Raw genomic sequence first — 19,230 nt, forward strand, 5'->3', positions numbered from 1 at the left:
CCCTTTCCTTGACTGTCCAAAGGGACACCAGTTGTGCCGAATTGACCGTATCGTCACGCCCCTTCGGTGCGAGCCACGGTCGTGACATACGGCAGTTACAGCGCTTCGCTGAGCTTCACGTGATTGTCACGGAGTCTTGCCGTCCACGACCACCCGGACCCATACCTGGCAGCCGCCCGTGGTCGCAGGCATGTCCTGAAGGCCCCCTTTGAGACGATCAACGTCTCAAAGGGGGCCTTCAAGACACCGCGGCCGCCCTTGGGTCACGTGGGGTCGTGAGTGCCCTTCGCGACACCCCGCGAGCGAGTCGGTCCAGGGAGTCGCGAGTAGCAATGAGGGGTAACTAGACAGGATTCCCTGGTCCTCGACGACGCCCGCATCACGGGACCGAGCCCGCACTAGAGCGTCACGTGGTGCTTCAACGGCCCTGGTGATCTTCACGTTCCCGGCGGATCCTGGCTTCCCTGCGGCGCAGGTCGGCTCGTTCGGACCAGCCGTCGACCAGGTCGTAGCCCGCGATGCTGAGTCCGAGCAGGCCGAGGATGCCGGTGATCACCGCGGCGGGGATGAGGTCGAGCCTGGAGCACAGCACGGCCACGCCGAGCAGCACCACGCCGATGCCGAGATTTCCTTTGCCGAAGCCGCTCAAGCTGTCACCTGCAAGTCGTGTTTCCGGAGAGTGCCGTCAGGTTGACATGATGCCGTCCGGCACGTCCGGGTGTGGTGGGTTCGGGACATAGGCCACCCGAACCCACCACACTTCTCAAGACTCCAAGAGGTCCTCGATCTGGATGGGGATGTGCCGCACCCGGATGCCGGTGGCGTTGTGGACGGCGTTCGCGACGGCCGCCGCCATCCCGACGGTGCCGATCTCGCCGAGCCCTTTCGCGCCGACCGAGTTGTGCAGGGTGTCCGGGTACTCGACGAAGTGGACGTCGACCTCGGGGATGTCCGCGTTCACCGGAATCAGGTAGCTCGCGAAGTCACCGTTGGCGAGTCGTCCGTCGGCCTCGATCTCCAGTCCTTCGTGCAGTGCGGCCGAGACACCCCAGATCATGCCCCCGATGATCTGGCTTCGGGCCGCCGTCGGGTTGATGATCCGGCCGGTGTCGAAGACGCCGAGCATGCGGGACACCCGGATCTCGCGTGTCCACTGGTGCACGCGGACTTCGCAGAACTGAGCGCCGAACGAGCTGAAGGAATGCTTCGTCAGCTCTTCGCCGGGTGCCGACGAACCGGTCACGGAGATCGACGGGCGCTTCAGTGCCCGCAGGACCTCGCCGAAGGTCATCGTCCGGTCTCCGGCGAACACCTTGCCATCCGCGTAGGAGACGTCCATGCCTTCGAACGGCGCGCCCGGAGCCGACGCCACGGCCAGCAGGTCGTCGATCGCCTTGGCGGCGGCGATCATGATGGCCGACCCCACGCTCGCGGTGGCTGTCGAGCCACCGGACAGGCCGCCGGGTGGCAAGGCGGAGTCGCCGAGCCTCGGCACTACCCGCTCCGGCGAGATGTCCAGTGATTCCCCGCCCACCAGCGAAATCACCGTCAGCAGGCCCGTTCCCGGGTCCGCTCCGCTGGTCGCGACGACGGCCGTGTCGTCGGGCAGCAGGGTGATCCCGATCGTGGCCGGGAACCGCAGTGCGGGGAACATCGCGGTGGCCGTGCCGACACCCACGAGCCAGTCGCCGTCGGTCCGTCCCCGTGGCGAGCGGTCCGCCCAGCCGAACCTGGCCGCGCCGACGCGGAAACATTCGTCGAGGTGCTTGCTCGACCACTGCAGATCCTTGCCGGGTGGCGCGTTCGAGTTGTTCCGCTGACGCAGCTCGATCGGATCCATGCCCAGTGTGACCGCGAGTTCGTCGATCGCGCTCTCCAGCGCGAAAGACCCTGGTGCTTCGCCCGGCGCCCGCATGAAGGTGGTCGGCGGGATGTTGAGCGGCACCATCTTCTGGCTGATGGCCAGGTTCCGGGTGGCGTACCACTCGCGCGAAGTGCCGTGCGACGTCGGCTCGACGAACGACCGGTCCGTCGCGGTGCTGCACCACGAGTCGTGACGCAGTGCGTTGAGGGTGCCGTCGTGTTCCGCGCCGAGAGCGATCTTTTGGACGGTCGCGGCACGGCCCGCGGTCACCGTGAAGGCCTGTTCCCGGCTGAGCACGGCCTTGACCGGCCGATCGAGCATCCGAGCCGCCGCCGCGGCAAGGAACGCCGGCGCGGAAGTGCGTGCCTTGCCCCCGAAGGCCCCGCCCACGAACGGGTTCACCGCGTGCACCTCGGACGGTTTGGTGTCCAGCGCACCTGCCAGCTCAGCCGCCTGGAGGTCGGATCCTTGGCTACCGCTGTGGATGGTCAGGCCGTCGGGACCCCACACCGCGACCGCGGAATGCGGTTCCATCGCGGCGTGGTGCTGGGTCGCGGTGGTGTACGTGGCCTCGACGACCACCGGGCTCGCCGCCAGCGCGTCCTCGATGGACTCGACCCCCGGGGCGAGGACTTCGAGGGACGACGGCTCGCCACCCCGTGCCGCCGGCGCGTCTTCGGCCGAAGCGAGGCCGTCCTGCAGCGAAGTCAGCGCGGGCCGCGGCAGGTAGGAGACCTCGACAAGCATCGCCGCGTCGCGGGCCTGTTCGTAGGTCTCGGCCACCACGAAGCCGATCGGCTGGCCGTAGTAGGTGACTTCCTTGTCCTGCAACGGAACCCACGTCTCGCCGAAGAACGGCGTGATCGGTGTGAGCAGCGCCAGCGGGTCGAACGGCGTGTACACGGCGATCACACCCGGAGCGCCCTTCGGCGCCGTGACGTCCATCGCCTCGATCTCGCCGTGGGCGATCGTGCTGGTCACGACATATCCGTGGACCAGTCCGGGGAAGGTGTGGTCCGCCCCGTACTCGGCCCGGCCGGTGACCTTGAGCGGTCCGTCCACCCGGCTGGTCATCAGCGGCTCCCCTCGGTCAGTTCGAGCAGTGCGCGGACGATGGTCCGCGGCAGCAACGACAGCTTGAATCCGTTCTCGGACAACGGCCGGGCGCCCTCGGTGGCCAGCGCCGCGGCGTTTTCGAAGGCCGCGACGGTCGCGGGTGCGCCGCGCAGGGCCTCCTCGACCGCGGGTAGCCGCCACGGCACGGTCGCCACGCCACCGGCCGCGACCCGGGCGTCGACGATGCGTGAGTCCTCGACGTGCAACGCGACCGCGGCGGAACACAGCGCGAATTCGTAGGACTGCCGGTCCCTCACCTTGACGTAGGTGGAGTTCGATGCCCAATCGAGGCGGGGCACCACGACCTCGGCGATCAGTTCACCGGGGCGAAGGTCGTTCTCCACGTCGGGGGTGTCGCCGGGCAGGCGATAGAAGGAGCCCAGTTCGACCGTGCGGGTCCCGGTGTCGCTGACCAGCCGGAGCCGCGCGTCGAGAGCGACCAGCGCGACGGCCACGTCGCTGGCGTGGGTCGCCACGCAGGAGTCGCTCGTGCCCAGCACGGCGTGCATCCGGTTGGCGCCCGGAATCGCGGGGCAGCCGCTGCCGGGCTCCCGCCGGTTGCACGGTTTGGCGACGTCCCGGAAGTACGAGCAGCGCGTGCGCTGCATCAGGTTCCCGCCGATGCTGGCCATGTTCCGGATCTGCTGGGAGGCGCTGAGCAGCAGCGCACGGGAGATCGCCGGGTACACGCCGGGGTGCGCGGCGATGTCACCCATCCGCTCCAGCGCGCCGATCCGCAGCCCGTCGGCGACGTCGATACCCCGCAACGGCACCGCGTTGATGTCCAGCACCTGGTGCGGTGTCAGGACGTTGAGTTTCATCAGGTCGACGAGCGTGGTCCCGCCGGCGAGGAAGGTACCGGGCGAGGTGACCGCGGCTTCGACGGTCTCGGGGGCGAGGAGCTCAAACGGACGCATCGGCCCGCCTCGCCTGCTCGATCGCCGCGATGATGTTCGGGTACGCCGCGCACCGGCAGAGGTTGCCGGACATGAACTCCCGGACGTCCGTGACGTCCTGCTCGACGGCGGCGACCGCCGACATGATCTGCCCGGACGTGCAGAACCCGCACTGCAGGGCGTCCTGGTCGACGAACGCCTGCTGGACCGGATGCAGTTCGTCTACTGTGGACAGTGCTTCGACCGTGGTCACCGGCTGTTTCACGGTGGCGGCCAAGGTGAGGCAGGAGAGCGCTGGCCGTCCACCGACGTGAACCGTGCAGGCGCCGCACTGCCCTCGGTCACAGCCCTTCTTCGGGCCCGTGATGTCGAGCCGCTCTCGCAGCGCGTCCAGCAAGGTCACCCCGGGATCGACACTCAGGTTTTCCGTCCTGCCATTGACTTCGAGTGAGATGTCCACTGGATCTCTTTCCGCAAATCGTCCAGGGCGAGTGCCCGACGGCGTAGGTTGAGGAGGTGGGAGTCCGCTCAGGGAATGAACCGGATATTCATCCGCTTCGTTTTTCAAGTTAGCGGATTACAATCCGGTTCGCAATGTCGATACTCGCCCCTGGCCCTGGAGTCGCTCCAGGGCCCACGGATCCCTCGGCTACATTCACGAAGGACGGGAGCGGCGGCGGACGGAGCGGCGATGACGACGGGATCGGTCAACCCCCGGCGCGCGGACACCCGGCGCAACCACGAGCGCATCCTCACCACCGCGGCACGGTCACTGGCCTGCTCGGGCGAGATCTCGTTCAACACCATCGCGAAGCAGGCCGAGGTCGGCGTCGGCACCGTGTACCGGCACTTCCCGACCCCGGAAGCCCTCATCCTGGCGGTGTATCAGCGCGAGGTGCGCCAGCTCGTCGACATCGTGCCGAGCCTGCTCGAAAAGCACACCCCGGAGCAGGCCTTCCGGGTGTGGACGGCCGACCACCTCGCCCACTACATGATGACCAAACGCGGCCTTGCCGACGCCTTGCGCGTCGCGACGGCCTCCCGCGGGAAACTGCCCGCGGGGGCCTACGACTCCATGGTCGGCGCGGTTTCCACCCTGTTGCGAGCCAACGTCGCCGCCGGCACCGTCCGCCCGGACCTCAAGCCCGAGACCGTCCTGCGCGGCCTCGGCGGCCTGCTGTACCTCGACCCGAAGGGCGAATGGCGGCGTGACGTCGCGAGTCTCGTCGACCTGTTGTGGCGCGGGATGGGCACCGGACGATCTTGACGACGTAGGTCGCCGGTCTGGGCCCGGTCAGAAGCGCCCGCACCGCTCGATGGCGTCGAGCAGGATGGTGCCGGCGAGTTCGATCACCTCGGCGTTCACCGTGAGCGGGGGCATCAGCCGGATCACGCTGTCGTCGCGGCCGCCGAGTTCGATGATCAGTCCCTGCCGCAAGGCGTACGCCTGAACGGCACGGGCGTACGCGGTTGCCGGGCGGCCGTCGCGGGGATCGGCCAGTTCGATGCCCCACATCAGCCCGAGACCGCGGACCTCGCGGACCCAGGGGTGGTCGCGCAGGGCGCGGAACCGGAATTCGAGCTGGCGCCCGCGGTCCCGGACATTGCCCAGCACGTCGTCGCGCCGCACGATGTGGACGGCCGCGGTACCCGCCGCGAACGCGGCCTGGTTGCCCCGGAAGGTGCCCGAATGCGCGCCGGGCGCCCAGACGTCCAGCCGCTGGTCGTAGAAGATGACCGCCACCGGCAGGCCCATCCCGCTCAACGCCTTGGACGCGATGATCACGTCCGGTTCGATGTCGTACTGCTCGAACGCGAACCAGGTTCCGGTACGGCCGCAGCCGGTCTGCACCTCGTCGACCACGAGCGGGATGTCCAGCTCCGCGGTCAGCGCGCGCACGCGCCGGACGAAGTCGCGGTCGGCCGGGATGATCCCGCCTTCACCCTGCACGATCTCCATCAGCACCGCGGCGGGAAGAGGAATCCCGCCGTTGGGGTCGCGCAAGGATCGCTCCAGCAGGCCCACGCAGTTGGTCTCGCAGGTGTCCCGGGAAAGGCCGACGGGGCAGCGGGCGCAGTAGGAGTACGGGAAGAAGTGCACCCCGGGCACCCCGTTGGCGATCGGCCGTTTCTGGGCGACGAGACCGGTCAACGCCATCGCGGCGTGACTGGAGCCGTGGAACCCGCCCTGGAAGGACACCAGCTCGCCGCGTCCGGTCGCGGTCTTGCAGAGCTTGATCGCGGCGTCCACGGCGTTCGCCCCGCCCGGACCGCAGAAGTGCATCCGCATTCGCGAGCGCATGCCAGGCGGCAGCATCGACAACTGGGCGTCGATGAACTCGCGTTTGGCAGGCGTCGGGAAGTCCAGGCCGTGGGTGAGCACGTGCAGCTGCTCGGTGGCCGCGTGCACCACCTCGGGATGGTTGTGGCCGAGGGAAAGGACGCCCGCCCCGGCGAGGAAGTCGATGAAGACGTTCCCGTCCACGTCCCACAGGTAGCTGCCGTCACCACCGGCGATCGCGATCGGCAGATTGCGCGGGTACGCCCGCGCGTTGGATTCCCAGCGTCGCTGGTGTTCGAGGAACTCGGCCGACCGAGGTCCGGGCAGATCGCCGTCGACCCGTGGCGCCAGCGCCGGTTTCGCCGTGGGGGTGTAGGTCATGGCAGTCTCCTTGCCGCGGTGATCTCGTGTGCCAGGTCGAGTTCGACGGCCGGATTGGCGTGCCAGCGCGTTCGCGGCGGCGCCGCGGTGCCCTTCATCACGAACGCGTCCGCCTCGGCGATCGCGCCCTCGCCCATCGTCACTCCATAGTGGACGAAGGCCCCGGTGCCGAGCGTGCACGCGGCGCCGATGACGATATGGTCGGATTTGAACGTGCCGTCCTCCAGCGAATGCGCCTGCAGGACGGTGTGCAGGTTCAGCACGCAGTCGTCGCCGATGCTCACCAAGGACTTCTCCGGAATGGCGCAGCCGTCGTCGAAGACGCGGCGTCCGATCCGGACCCCGAGGCAGCGCCAGAGGACGTTCTTGAACGGCGTCCCGTCGAACAGCGTGAGGTAGCGGCCGGGGCTGAGCTTCCAGAACCGTTCGTGCCGCCAGAAGACGGGATCGTAGATCGAGCAGAACCGCGGCCGCAGCGACCGGAAGCCCTGCACACCGAGTTCGGCCAGCACGAGGAACGAGACCGAGAACAGCAGCGTTGCCACGATGCCGCCGCCGACGGCGAGGAAACCGAACCGCGCGTGCAGGGCACTGGCGGCCGTCCCGATCACCAGGACGCCCAGCAGCTGAACCCAGTGCACCAGCAGGTAGACGAGCATGGTGGCGGTGTTGTGCCGGTTCTTCGCCAGCAGGCCCCGGCGCAGGGCGTCCCCCGTGCCGAGGTGCTCGAACCCGGTGTCCCGGCGGACGGTGCGGGGGATCTCGAACGCGGGGGAACCGAGCAGGCCGACGTTCTCCCGGACCGGTCCGTCGAGGGGAACCAGGACCTTGGTGGCCAGCAGGCAGTTGCGGCCGACCATGGCGCCCGGCGGATAGCCGATCTCATTGCCGAGGAACGCCTGTGGCGCGACCGAGGCCCGGCGCAACCGGAACGACGAAGCGGAGTAGTCCGCGTTGAGCAGCGAAAGCCCGTCCGAGACCATCGTCCCGCTGCCCACCGTGCTGAGGAACGGCGTCTCGTGCTTGATCTCGACCCCGAAGTTGGAGCCGGTCTGCTGGACCTCCGACAGGTCGTACCCCAGTCCGCGCAGGTAGTGCACGATGTAGCTGCTGTCACCGAACAGGTAGGTCAGCGCGCGCAGGTTGGTCAGCCGCGCGATCACCCGCTGGATGGCGAAATGCCTGCCGTAGAGCGGGTAGACCCGGTCCGGCTCGAGGAACCGGTTGAGCAGGCGCGGGATCGTGAAGACGGCAAGCAGCCCGCCGAGCAGGGCCCCGAAGTACAGCAGCGCCGAATCGGCGATCTGACCGCGATAGAAGGCCCAGCTCGTGAAGTCCGCCTCCGTCGTGAACCAGCGATCGACGACGAGATCCGCGCCGCCCATGGTCACCGGAAGCGTCACCAGCAGCAGGATCAGCAGATTGGACGCGCTGAAGACGAACGGCCTGAGCCGGCCACTGGCGGCCGTGCCCAGCGCACGGTAGTCCACCGTGGAGGGCGGGCGGGCGATCCGTGCCAGCGTTCGCCGCCGGGCACGGTCTGCCCGGAGTGCAAGGACGACGAGTGGCCGAGCTGGGCGTCGTCGCCGATCGCGGTATCGATGTCGAGCACCGTCATCTCACCGACGAACGCGTTGTCGCCGAGGGAGACCCGCCCGGTCTGGATTCTGCCTGCCCTGGCGCGGTAGCACGAGAAGTACGCGTCCTTCCGGATGACCGCCCCGGCGCCGACGCGCAGCAGATCGGTGCAGACCGGCGGGTTCCGGGACAGGATGACGGCGCCCTTGCCGATGTCCGCGCCGAGTGCCCGCAGGTAGAACGAGTACAACGGGGTTCCGGTGAAAAGCATCAGCGGGCTGAACCTGACCATCGTCTTGACCGTCCAGAAGCGCAGATAGCCGAGGCTCCAGAGCGGGATGTCCCCCGGTTTCCAGCGTCCGACGAGCACCCACTTCGCCAGGATCGGCATCGCGGAGAGGGCGGCGAAGACGACGAGCCCGAACCCGGCCGCTCGCGAATAGGCGTCGCCGAGTCCGCTCGCCGCGGTGATCCAGGCGAATCCGGTGTCCAGCAGCCAGCCGGAACCGGCGACATAAGCGAGGAAGGCCAGTAACTGAAACAGTCCACAGAGGACATAGGACCCGGTACCGGCGCGGTAGGGCTCTTCGGCCCGCGCGACCGTGACCCCGGCCGCGGGAGGAAGCGACTCGGCGAGCCCGCGAACGGTGGGGTTGAGGTACACGTCCCTTGCCGACAACGGCGCGAGGTCACCGCGTTCCCGGATCACGGCGCAGAACTTGGCCAGTAACAGCGAGTCGGCGCCGTAGTCCTCGAAGACGTGTCCCGTCACCGAGATCCGCTCCACTCCGAGAATCCGGCCGAGAGCATCCGCCAGCTGATGTTCGGTCTCGGTGGCCGGAGCCACGTAGTCGGCGTGGCCCGCCGCTCGCGGTCTGCTCGGTGCGGGGAGGTTCTGGCGGTCGGCTTTGCCTGCCGGGGTCAGCGGGATGTGGTCGAGCTGTTCGAGATACGCGGGCACCATGTACGCCGGTAGCAGCTCTCCCAAGCGACGGCGCAGTTCTCCGGCGTCGATGATCGTTTTGTCGCGGCGCAGGCTGTAGTAGGCGACCAGTTCGGTCGTACCGGCTTCCGGATGGTGGGTCTCGACCACCGCCTGCGCGATCCCGGGCAGTTGCAGCAGGACCGACTCGACCTCCGTGAGCTCGACGCGATAACCGCGGATCTTCACCTGCGTATCGGCCCGGCCGTGGTATTCGATCTCCCCGTCCGGGTTGATCCGGCCGAGGTCACCGGTGCGGTAGATGCGGCGGGACGGGTTGTGCCCGATGCCGAGGAAGTCCGGGATGAACGCGCGCTCGGTCAGCTCGGGCCGGTTCAGGTATCCACCGGCGAGCCCGACCCCGGCGATCCCGATCTCCCCCAGCTCGCCCGCGGCCAGTGCCCGCGGCTCGTCCGGATCGAGGATGACGACCGAGTAGGTGGGCAGGGGCACCCCGATGGTCACCGGCCGGTCCGGGCGCAGCACCGCCCACGTCGCGGTGACCGTGGCCTCGGTCGGGCCGTAGACGTTGAGGAACCGCCGGTCCGGGCGATACCAGCGCCGGACGAGGTCTTCGGGACACGCCTCGCCGGACACCAGGAGGAAACGCAGCCGAGGCAGGTCCTCGTCGAGGCTGGCCAGCAGGGTCGGGACACAGCACAACGCGGTGACCCCGTTGTCCCGCAGGAATTCGTGGAGTTCGTGGCCCACGAGGCTCGTTCCGCCGGGTTTCGGCACGAGCGTCGCCCCGGACAGCAGCGGGACCCAGATCTCCTCGACCGAGAAGTCGAACGCGATCGTCATGCCCTGGTAGACCCGATCGGTGCCCTGGATGCCGTAGACGTCGGCGGCGACATTGACGAAGTTGCAGATCGCGGCGTGGTCGATCGTCACGCCTTTCGGCCGCCCGGTCGAGCCGGACGTGTAGACGACATAGCAGAGTTCGTCCGTCGCGACGCCCTTCTCGGCCGCGCTGAGCCGCGCACCCGGCAGGGCGGCGATCCGGTCTTCGTCCTCGTCGAGGCAGAGCAGGTCGACACCGCCCGGCTCGAAGCGGTCACGAAGCCCGGAGATCGTCAGCACCAGCCGGACGCCGGCGTCCTGGACGATGTAGGCCAGCCGGTCGTCCGGGAAACCCGTGTCCAGTGGCACATACGCCGCGTTGGTCTTGAGCACGGCCAGCATCGCGACGTAGGGGTGCACCGGCTCGTCGAACAGCAGCCCGACCCGGTCACCGGGCCGCACGCCGTGCGCTCGCAGATGACGAGCGAGCCGATTGGCCCGCTCGTCCAGTCCGGCGAAGGTGAGCTTCGTGCTTCCGGCGTCCACCGCGAGGCGAGCACCGAGGCCGTCGGCGTGCAACCGGTCGCAGAGTCGTTCGTACAGCTGCTCGAGCCGCTCGCCGCCACGCCACCGGATCCGCTGTTCGTGGCCGTCGCAGGTCAGGACCAGGCCGTCGGTGGTGAACAAGCCGGACGGCTGTCCGTACGGGCTCATGTCCGGTCCTCCGCCAGGCCGAACGAGTCGTGCAAGGCACGGACGGTCGTGTCGACGGCGCCGACGGGAATCACGGCGGTGAGCCGCGACTGCGAGGTCGTCATCGCCGGTACGGTGACGCGCTGGTCGGCGATGATCCGCAGCAACTCGGGCAGACAGCCGGGTGGGTCGAGCAGTGCCGTGCCGACCACGGACACCGAGCCGAGCTCCTCGAGAACCGTGGACCGGGCGCCCAAATCCCTCGCGAGCTTGGCGATCGGTACGCCGAGCGGTTCCGTACCGCGCACGGTGAACCGCAGTTCGCCGGGATCGGGCCAGCTCAGGTTGTCCGGTTTCACCCCGCTTCCGGCGAGACTCGTGAGCACGCGGGCGTACTGGTCCGGGCCGTCGGCCGAAACCTGGATACGCACCAGCCGCACGTCTCGCTCGTGTGCGACACCGATGACGCGAGGCGCGCCTTCCATTGACGATTCCTTCGCCGTGACGACGGTGGAAGGACCCGCACTCGAGGAATGCTTCACTCGCACCGAAATCCCATGACGGCGGGCCAGCTCGACGGATCTGGGATGCAGCACACGGGCTCCGAGCCCGGCGAGCTCGACCATGGCGTCGTAGGAGATCGTCCGGACCGGCCGGGTGTCCGGCACGATCCGGGGATCGGCCGTGCGGACACCGTGGACGTCGGTGCAGATCTCGCACTCGGCACCGCCGAGCGCGGCCGCGAGCGCCACGGCGGTGGTGTCGGAACCGCCTCTGCCGAGTGTCAGCAGCTCACCGTTCGCGTCACGTCCCTGGAACCCGGCGACCACGACGACCTGGGCGTCACGCAGCCGCGCGAGGATCCTGCCGGGGTCGACCCGCACGATCGTGCCCGCTCCCGGTTCGCCGCCGACCTCGATCCCCGCCTGGTCACCGGAAAGCGACACGGCCGCGACCCCGCGTTTGGCCAGTGCCATGGCGAGCACCGCGGCGGAGGCCTGTTCACCGGTCGCCATCAACTGGTCGAGTTCACGGGGTGCGGGCGGTTCGGCGAATTCCGTCGCCAAGGCGATCAGGCGGTCGGTGGTATCCCCCATGGCCGACACGACCAGCACCACCCGATCCCCCGACTCGGTGAGCGCGGCCACTTCAGCGGCTACGTCACTCACCAACCCTGGCGTCGACAGCGACGATCCGCCATACTTTCGTATGATCAGTCCTTTCCTTCGTACCTGCCGCAAGGGCGGGGCCGAGCCGGCGTCGAGATCTTGAGAAGAATTCACCATTTTCCTTAATAGCTCGCTGATCTGGCCAGGCTCGCACTCGGGCAGCGCAAAGTGGGCGGTAAGCCCGTTTTCGGGAACGGTTACCGCAGCGGAAGCGCCTGCCGAACAACACTTCCAGGAGTCTGGGCCCCGGCAACCGTGTGCCGGGATCACAAGTTTGGAAAGTAGTGCGAGAACCTTTGGCCGGGTACCTCCATCCGTACGAAAGGGCAGATCATCGGGTTTACCGAACATAACCCGATGGCATCACGGGGGACATAATCAAGAACAGCCTGGTTCGATGGAATTACGTCAAAAGAATGACGAATCCGAATAGGCTCCGAAATTCGATTGAACAACCGAACCGAAAGACGGATTGGATTCCGCTACCACACGGAAAGGTACGAGATCCGATGGATCCGCCTCGACGGGAAGGAATCCGTCAAAGCGGCCATGACTCCCTCGACAGCCGAAAACCATCCTGTGGCCGAGTCGATTCCCGAGACCGTTTCGTCTCGGAAAGGGGCAATCGAGAAACTCCGATCGACGGCTCCCATAACGGCGCCCCGGTGATTACAGCGGAGCCGACGCGCCGGCTCCGCTCGCCCAATCAGCACAGGAGACGACTTCGAAGCCCCGGCTGGGGAAGACCGTGCCGACGAAGAAATCGTGCATTTCCGGATCGCCGTCCGCGCAACCGTCGCGCAGGACGGTCACGCGGTAACCACGATCGGCCGCGTCGTAACACGTCGCGGCCACCATCGCACTGGTCGCGACTCCGGCGATCACCACGGTGTCCACCCCTGCGGCACGAAGCACCAAGTCGAGATCCGTCCCGGCGAACGCGCTGGCACGGCGTTTCAGCACGACGACGTCCTCGTCGGCGACCGGCAGATCGATCTCGGTTCCGGCCGAGCCCTCGTGAAAGGTGTCCCCCGCTCCGTGGAACGTCTTGAGCATCTCGTTGCCCGGCGGCAGATCCGCTCCGTTGCCCCGCATGGCGAAATGCACGAAGACGACGAGAGCACCGGCCGCACGGGCACGCGGCAGAAGCCCAGTGAGCGGGGGCAGGACTTCCCTGGCGAACGAGTAGTTGCCCGTGATGCCCCGCTGCAGGTCACCGATGATCAGCGCGGTGGTCATGACGGGCATCCCTCCGGTCGCATGCTGCCACCCTAACCGCTCAGCTGATGTCCAGTACCGCCTTGCCGTGCAGGCGGCGATCGAGCAAGGCCGTCGCCGCCTCGTCATAGGAAGTCCACGGGCCACGCCAGGTGATTCCGGGGTCGAGACGGCCGGCCGCGACCTCGGCGGCGAGCCAGGTCAGGTCGGCGGAGAAGTCCGTGGCCGCGTCGGCGAGCAGGAAGAAGGTGCGGATCGAGCGGTCGTGCCGTCCGTCGGTGGGCCTTAAGGCCTCGGGCGGGAAGACCGAGTCCGCTCCGGCCGACCGGCCGACACTCACCACCGTGCCACCCGCCTGCACGGCGGCGAAAGCGACCACGAGCTGCTGCCCGCCGACGTTGTCCAGCACCCCGAACACGGGCCGATCCACCTGCGAAGGATCGGCGTGCACCTCGGCCGCGCCCAAAGCCCGCAGGTTGTCCGCCTTGGCGGGATTCCCGCTGATAGCGACGACCTCCGCTCCCGCGCGGGCCGCGAGCTGCACCGCGTAACGACCGACGCCACCGGAGGCGCCGGTGACCATCACCCGGCGTCCGAGGAGCTGCCCCAGGCGGCGCAACACCTGCAGTGCCGTCAGACCGGCGACGGGAATCGTGCTCACCGCACCGAGATCGGCGCCCTCCGGTACGACACCGAGCATCGTGGCCGGAACCGCGCGTGACTCTGCCCAGCCGGCGGACGCGCCCAGTGTGACCACCGGGGTTCCCGCGGCGGGGCCCGATCCGTCCGCCGCGGCCTGGATCACCACGCCTGCCGCGTCCCAGCCGATCAAGGCACCGTCGGGCGTAGCCGGGTAAGTGGCGCCCAGCACCTCGCCGTAGTTGAGCGAAACCGCCTCGACCCGGACCAGCGCCTCGCCGGGCGCGGGAACCGGATCGGCGACGTCGGTCAGCGAAAGGTGAGCCGTCGCGGTGTGGTCGACAACGAGTGCGCGCACGATCTGATCTCCTCAGCTCAATGTGCCACTGTGTGGCATTTGCTCCATTGGAGCATATGCGTGGCCGCGGCGTGCACAGCTAGACTGTTGTCCATGACGACCTCCGGGGAACCCGCGACACTGCGCGAGCGCAAGAAGCTGCGCACCCGCCAGGCCCTGGCGGAAACCGCGATCTCACTGTTCGGCGAGCGTGGTTTCGACGCCACGCCACTCGACGCGCTGCTCGACACGGTGGAGGTGTCGAGGCGGACCTTCTTCCGCAACTACCGGTCGAAGGAGGACGTCGCACTGACCGCCGCCAAGCAGCTCTGGAGCGTCTTCCTCACCACGCTGGACGAGACCGCGAAATCCGGGCCGCTGGTGGACGTCTTCCGTGACGCGCTCCTGGCCACGCTGGACCGGATGGACGACGACTGGTACCAGCGCTTCCCGGCCACCCTCAGGCTGGTCGAGCAGTCGCCCTCGCTGAACGGGCATTCGCTGCGGCATTGCGCGGAGATCCAGGAGGAGGTCGCGCACCGGCTCGGCGACCCGCGCGATCTCGAACTGCGCATGCTCATCGAGTTCTGCGTCGCCACCTGGCGCTGCGCCCTGGACGAATGGCTGCCCGACTGCGCTCCCGGCGACCTGCCCGGCCACGTGCGGCGCGCCTTCTCCGCCATGAAGGACAGTCTGCTCCTGCGAGCGTGACCGTCCGGCGATGGGACGAGGTCATCGGGCGGGCCAAGCGGAAGTAGGTGCGGGTGCCGGGCGAAGTCTCACTCGGCACCCGCCGCCGATCAGGACCGGCTGGGTACGAACAAGGGTCCTTCGAACCGCAACACGTCGCCTTCGCCGTACACCCGCACGGTCAGCTCAGGCGGATCCCACGGCGTGAACACCTCGTCGACCGTCCGGGGCTCAGGCCCCAGATCGACGTCCACCGCGAAGGTGTGGGCCACGATGTCGGCCCGCACGACCACGCCGTCCGCGTCGGCCACCTCCAGTCTGCGGACCCCGGGCTCGATCGCCCCGAGCACACCTGGACGCGAACTCCACATCCCGAAGCCCCGCTCGGCGGTGTCCGCCTGATAGCCGCCGCTCATGATGTTGAACAGCGTGCGCTCCCCTTCACGGAAGACGCACTCGGCCTCGACCCCCGAGTCGTGGTAAGCCAGCAACCTGCCGGTCGCCGTGCCTGCCCGAAGCCTCGCCCCGGCGTGCCAGCCCGCGTGTGACACGGCCTCCGGCGAACCCGCGTCCTCCGCCTGCCGGTAGAGCTCGGTGAAGGCCGTCAGCTCCGCTGTCCATCGCGCGATTTCTTCGTCCCTTGGTGGGGCCACTACGCGTGTACTCCCTTCCTCACTGTCCACAATGGTCATTTACGAGGCTCGCATCCGCCGATGCCGAGCACATCGGGGTTTCCCCCGAGATCGCTCCCGAACGCTGCATGGTTCCGTGCAAGAGGACTACTCCGAGTAGAGCAATCTCACAACTTTCCCGTCATGGGGTTTCGTCTCACACGTCGGAGTGTCGCCGGGCAAGGGTCCGGTGACACTCCGACGCACAGGAGCAGGCTGATGACCGCACAGGGCGCGATCACGGACGAGATCGGCGAAATCGGCGTCTGGCTGATGGGCGAGTTCGGTGGCCGCCTTCCCGGGGCGGTGATCAGCCGGGTGCTCAACGCGAGCCGACGTGACCTCGAAGGCCGCATCGACGCCGAAGAGCTACCCGAGATGTTCCATACCCTGTGCCGCTTCCGGCTTCAGCGGATCCTGGCCGCCGACGAGCAGACCAAGATCACGATCCGACGGTGACGGTTTTGAGCTCCGCACGTGAGTTCCCTTCTTAAGCACGCGAGTTTCCTTCTTAAGCACGCGAGTTTCCTTCTTAAGCACGCGAGTTACGTGTCTGAGCACGCGAGTCACGCCTTCGCCCTGGCCGCGCACCCGGCGAACAGGCCAGTCACAGCGAGCCCAGTACCCGGACACGCCACATGGCCCTGTCCATCGAGGGAATTTCGTCACCCACCGCCCCGGATGGAGCGGCGACGTCACACAGAGTGTGCGAAGGTGACGTTATGGCCGACGCGCGCAGACGATTTCCCGTGTCCTGGACCACCGTCACCCCGGTCCTCGCCATAGTCGTGCTGGTGCTGAGCTGGGGCCATGACCTTGGGCCGGTGCCGGTGGCCGTCGTCGCGGTCGCGCTGGCCGCGACCGTTCTGGCCGCGGTGCACCACGCCGAGGTCGTCGCCCACCGGGTCGGCGAACCTTTCGGCTCGCTGGTGCTGGCGATCGCGGTCACGGTCATCGAGGTCGCGCTGATCGTCACGATGATGTCTTCGGGCGGCCCCGAGGCCGGGACGCTGGCCCGCGACACAGTGTTCGCCGCGGTGATGATCACCATGAACGGCATCGTCGGCATCTCACTCATGGTCGGTGCCCGCCGCTACGGCGAAACGCATTTCAACCCGGAAGGCAGTGGCGGCGCCCTCGCCACGGTGGCGACACTCGCTTCGGTCAGCCTCGTGCTGCCGACGTTCACCACCAGCACCCCCGGCCCGGCCTTCAACGGCACGCAGCTCACCTTCGCCGCGATCGCCTCGCTGCTGCTCTACGGCCTTTTCGTGCTCACCCAGACCGTGCGCCATCGTGACTTCTTCCTGCCGGTCGACACCGACGGCTCCATCAAGGAGGAGGAGCACGCCGAGCCGCCGACCAACAAGGCCGCGTTGATCAGCCTCGGTCTGCTGCTGGTCGCGCTGGTCGCCGTCGTCGGGCTCGCGAAGGTCGAATCCCCGGCGATCGAGGCGGGTGTCCGCGCGGCGGGCTTCCCGCAGTCGTTCGTCGGTGTCGTGATCGCGCTGCTGGTGCTGGCACCGGAGACCCTCGCCGCGACACGGGCCGCGCGACGGGACCGGATGCAGACCAGCCTCAACCTCGGCTACGGCTCCGCGATCGCGAGTATCGGGCTCACCATCCCGACCATCGCGCTGGCCTCGATCTGGCTGGACGGCCCGCTGATGCTGGGCCTCGGCGCGACCCACATCGTGCTGCTCGCGCTGACGATCGCGGTCAGTGTGCTCACCGTGGTCCCCGGCCGCGCCACCCGCCTGCAGGGCGGTGTGCATCTGGTGCTGCTGGCGTCGTTCCTGGTCCTCGCCATCAACCCGTGACATGAGTCCTCTTCGGACGGTGTTCTGTCGGTGGTCACGGGTAATCTCTTCCCGGTGAACGCTCGGGACCGCATCCAAGAACTCGCCGATCAGATCGTCGCCCTCCGCGACGCCTACTACCGGGGCTCGCCGAAGGTGGCGGACGCCGACTACGACGCGATCGAGGACGAGTTGCGGGGGCTCATCGAGGCCGATCCCGAGCTGGCCCCGGATCCGAACCCGCTGGACCAGGTGGGCGCGCCCGCCGTGCTGCACGCGCCGATCCGGCACTCGCGCCCGATGCTGTCGCTGGAGAAGGCGACCAAACCCGAGCAGGTCGCGGCGTTCTTCGGCCGCTTCCCCGGGCAGGCGGTCGTGGTGATGCCGAAGCTGGACGGCCTGTCGCTGGCCCTGGTCTACGAGAACGGGCGGCTCGCGCGGGCCGTCACCCGCGGGGACGGGACCACCGGCGACGACGTCACCATGCTGGTGCGGGCCCTGACCGACGGTGTCCCGGACAAGGTCGACGCGCCGGGCCGGGTCGAGGTGCGTGGCGAGGCGGTCATGCTGCGCTCCACCTTCGCCGCCTACAACAAGGTGCACCCCGACAAACCGCTGATCAACCCGCGCAACGGCGCCGCGGGCACCCTGCGTGCCAAGGATCCGGCCACCGTCGCCGAACGACGTCTGCGGTTCTTCGCCTTCGACCTCACCACCGAACCTGACAGCGCCGAGACCGACCTCGACGACGCGTTGCGGACGCTCGGGTTCACCGCCGCCGACATGCGGCGCTGCGACGACGCCGAAGCCGCGCAAGCCGTCATCACGACCATCGAGCAGCAGCGCAACGAACTCGACTACGACCTGGACGGCGCGGTGCTGCGCCTGGCCGATCGCGACGCCTACGCCGCCGCCGGAACCCGGTCGAGCTCGCCCCGCGGCGCGCTGGCGTTCAAATTCGCAGCCGAGGAGAAGACCACCGTGCTCGCCGACGTCGTCTGGGACGTCGGCAAGACCGGCAAGATCGCCCCCGTCGCCTGGCTGGAACCGGTATTCGTCGGCGGCACCACCGTCACCCGCGCGACACTGGCCAACCAGGAGGTCATCCGCGCTCGCGGCATCAAGATCGGCGACACCGTGCTGGTGCGCCGCGCGGGCGACGTGATCCCTTTCGTCGCCGGCGTCCTCGACGCCGCCAAACGTACCGGCGAGGAACGCGAGATCGTGCCGCCGTCGGTGTGCCCGTCGTGCGAAGAGCCGCTCACCGAACAGGGCAACAGCCGGGAGCTGTTCTGCACCAACGTCGCCTGCCCCGCCCAGACCGTGCGGCGGCTGATCCATTGGGCCTCGCGGGCGGCCGCGGACATCGACGCCATCGGCGGCGTCTGGATCGAGCGGCTCGCCGAGGCGGGCATCCTCGAACACCCGTCGGACTTCTACCGGCTGACCAAAGAGAAACTGCTGGAGTTCGACCGCATCGGCGACGTCTCCGCGACCCGCATGATCGAGTCGATCGACGCGAGCCGCACGGTCGGTCTGCGCCGGGCGCTGATCGGTCTCGCCATCCCGATGGCCTCCGAAGGCACCGCCGCACGCCTGTGCCGTGCGGGTTTCGGCTCGCTGGAAGCCGTCGTCGAAGCGGGCGAAGAAGGCCTCGTGGCCGTCGAGGACATCGGCCCGAAGGTGGCCGCCTCGCTGATCGAGCACCTCACCCGGCTCAAGCCCGAACTCGAGCGGCTGCGGGAAGTCGGCGTGTCACTGGACGTCCGGGAGGAAGATCTCCCGCCGGTCGTCGCGGCCGGTGCGCCGCTCGAAGGCAAAACGGTCGTGGTCACCGGGTCGATCAGCGACCCTCGCTCCGGCGAGAAGGTGCCGCGCCCGACCTTCCAGCGGTTGTGCGAGAAGGCGGGCGCGACCATCGCGTCGTCGGTCTCGGCGAACACCGATCTGCTCATCACCGGCGCCGACGTCGGGGCCAGCAAGATCGCCAAGGCCGAGAAGCTCGAAGTCGAGGTCGTGGACCAGGGCGTGATCTGGCAGCAGTTGATCGCGGCGGGCGTCGTCTAGCGCACGTCGGTCATGGGTCTCGTGAGTGTTTTGGGTCGTTAGAACGACCCAAAACACTCACGAGAC

At 68.3% G+C, this 19,230-nt stretch carries 16 protein-coding genes; 5 read left to right on the forward strand and 11 right to left on the reverse strand.

All coding sequences use genetic code 11. The features are described 5' to 3' along the window. Nucleotides 1–418 precede the first annotated feature (418 nt). From AB0M65_RS22635 to AB0M65_RS22650, 4 genes are all read right to left on the reverse strand, one after another. Nucleotides 419–649, reverse strand: a complete 231-nt coding sequence (locus AB0M65_RS22635; protein WP_364030657.1) for a hypothetical protein — start codon at nt 647–649, stop codon at nt 419–421. A gap of 114 nt (nt 650–763) precedes the next feature. Beyond that, nucleotides 764–2,938 (reverse strand): xanthine dehydrogenase family protein molybdopterin-binding subunit, encoded by a 2,175-nt coding sequence (locus AB0M65_RS22640; RefSeq protein ID WP_364030660.1) that lies wholly within the window; start codon nt 2,936–2,938, stop codon nt 764–766. After that, nucleotides 2,938–3,897 (reverse strand): xanthine dehydrogenase family protein subunit M, encoded by a 960-nt coding sequence (locus AB0M65_RS22645; protein ID WP_364030663.1) that lies wholly within the window; start codon nt 3,895–3,897, stop codon nt 2,938–2,940. Before AB0M65_RS22645 ends, AB0M65_RS22640 begins: the two co-directional genes overlap by 1 nt. Further along, a complete protein-coding gene (locus tag AB0M65_RS22650; protein WP_364030666.1) occupies nt 3,884–4,336 on the reverse strand; it encodes a (2Fe-2S)-binding protein in 453 nt (150 codons plus the stop codon). The genes AB0M65_RS22645 and AB0M65_RS22650 overlap by 14 nt, the downstream gene beginning before the upstream one ends. Before the next feature lie 231 nt (nt 4,337–4,567). On the opposite strand from AB0M65_RS22650, the gene AB0M65_RS22655 reads away from it, so the two are divergent. Continuing rightward, complete coding sequence (locus AB0M65_RS22655; RefSeq protein ID WP_364030670.1) at nt 4,568–5,143, forward strand: TetR/AcrR family transcriptional regulator; 576 nt, start codon at nt 4,568–4,570, stop codon at nt 5,141–5,143. 27 nt (nt 5,144–5,170) lie between these two features. Here AB0M65_RS22655 and AB0M65_RS22660 read toward each other — a convergent pair whose 3' ends face one another. The 6 genes from AB0M65_RS22660 to AB0M65_RS22685 all read right to left on the reverse strand — a co-directional run bounded on the left by AB0M65_RS22660 (nt 5,171) and on the right by AB0M65_RS22685 (nt 13,958). Beyond that, nucleotides 5,171–6,538 (reverse strand): diaminobutyrate--2-oxoglutarate transaminase family protein, encoded by a 1,368-nt coding sequence (locus tag AB0M65_RS22660; protein WP_364030673.1) that lies wholly within the window; start codon nt 6,536–6,538, stop codon nt 5,171–5,173. Continuing rightward, nucleotides 6,535–8,028: a Pls/PosA family non-ribosomal peptide synthetase gene (locus tag AB0M65_RS22665; RefSeq protein ID WP_364030676.1), complete on the reverse strand. Its 1,494-nt coding sequence runs from the start codon at nt 8,026–8,028 to the stop codon at nt 6,535–6,537. The genes AB0M65_RS22660 and AB0M65_RS22665 overlap by 4 nt, the downstream gene beginning before the upstream one ends. Then, nucleotides 7,953–10,595 (reverse strand): amino acid adenylation domain-containing protein, encoded by a 2,643-nt coding sequence (locus AB0M65_RS22670; protein ID WP_364030679.1) that lies wholly within the window; start codon nt 10,593–10,595, stop codon nt 7,953–7,955. The genes AB0M65_RS22665 and AB0M65_RS22670 overlap by 76 nt, the downstream gene beginning before the upstream one ends. Continuing rightward, nucleotides 10,592–11,860 carry an aspartate kinase gene (locus AB0M65_RS22675; protein ID WP_364030682.1) on the reverse strand — a complete coding sequence of 423 codons (1,269 nt, stop codon included), beginning with the start codon at nt 11,858–11,860 and terminating at the stop codon, nt 10,592–10,594. Before AB0M65_RS22675 ends, AB0M65_RS22670 begins: the two co-directional genes overlap by 4 nt. 552 nt (nt 11,861–12,412) lie before the next feature. Beyond that, the gene (locus AB0M65_RS22680) at nt 12,413–12,982 is read right to left on the reverse strand and encodes an isochorismatase family cysteine hydrolase (protein WP_364030685.1); all 570 of its coding nucleotides are present in this window, start codon (nt 12,980–12,982) and stop codon (nt 12,413–12,415) included. Between the two features lie 40 nt (nt 12,983–13,022). After that, nucleotides 13,023–13,958, reverse strand: coding sequence for a zinc-binding dehydrogenase (locus tag AB0M65_RS22685; RefSeq protein WP_364030688.1), 936 nt, complete (start codon nt 13,956–13,958; stop codon nt 13,023–13,025). 93 nt (nt 13,959–14,051) lie between these two features. On the opposite strand from AB0M65_RS22685, the gene AB0M65_RS22690 reads away from it, so the two are divergent. Beyond that, a complete protein-coding gene (locus AB0M65_RS22690) occupies nt 14,052–14,648 on the forward strand; it encodes a TetR family transcriptional regulator (protein WP_364030691.1) in 597 nt (198 codons plus the stop codon). Nucleotides 14,649–14,737: 89 nt separating this feature from the next. Here AB0M65_RS22690 and AB0M65_RS22695 read toward each other — a convergent pair whose 3' ends face one another. Further along, complete coding sequence (locus AB0M65_RS22695; protein ID WP_364030694.1) at nt 14,738–15,280, reverse strand: hypothetical protein; 543 nt, start codon at nt 15,278–15,280, stop codon at nt 14,738–14,740. A 237-nt stretch (nt 15,281–15,517) separates the two neighbouring features. Here AB0M65_RS22695 and AB0M65_RS22700 point away from each other — a divergent pair, with 237 nt between their 5' ends. The 3 genes from AB0M65_RS22700 (at nt 15,518) to ligA (ending at nt 19,164) form a co-directional block, all read left to right on the forward strand. Next, nucleotides 15,518–15,757 (forward strand): hypothetical protein, encoded by a 240-nt coding sequence (locus AB0M65_RS22700; protein ID WP_364030697.1) that lies wholly within the window; start codon nt 15,518–15,520, stop codon nt 15,755–15,757. A 263-nt stretch (nt 15,758–16,020) separates the two neighbouring features. Beyond that, entirely contained in the window at nt 16,021–17,118 is a 1,098-nt protein-coding gene (locus AB0M65_RS22705) for an ionic transporter y4hA (RefSeq protein ID WP_364030700.1), read from the forward strand. Between the two features lie 54 nt (nt 17,119–17,172). Then, nucleotides 17,173–19,164, forward strand: a complete 1,992-nt coding sequence (gene ligA, locus AB0M65_RS22710; RefSeq protein ID WP_364030703.1) for an NAD-dependent DNA ligase LigA — start codon at nt 17,173–17,175, stop codon at nt 19,162–19,164. Nucleotides 19,165–19,230 lie beyond the last annotated feature (66 nt).

Origin of the sequence: Amycolatopsis sp. NPDC051071, assembly GCF_040682875.1 — a bacterium.
In the GTDB taxonomy this organism is placed as follows: domain Bacteria; phylum Actinomycetota; class Actinomycetes; order Mycobacteriales; family Pseudonocardiaceae; genus Amycolatopsis.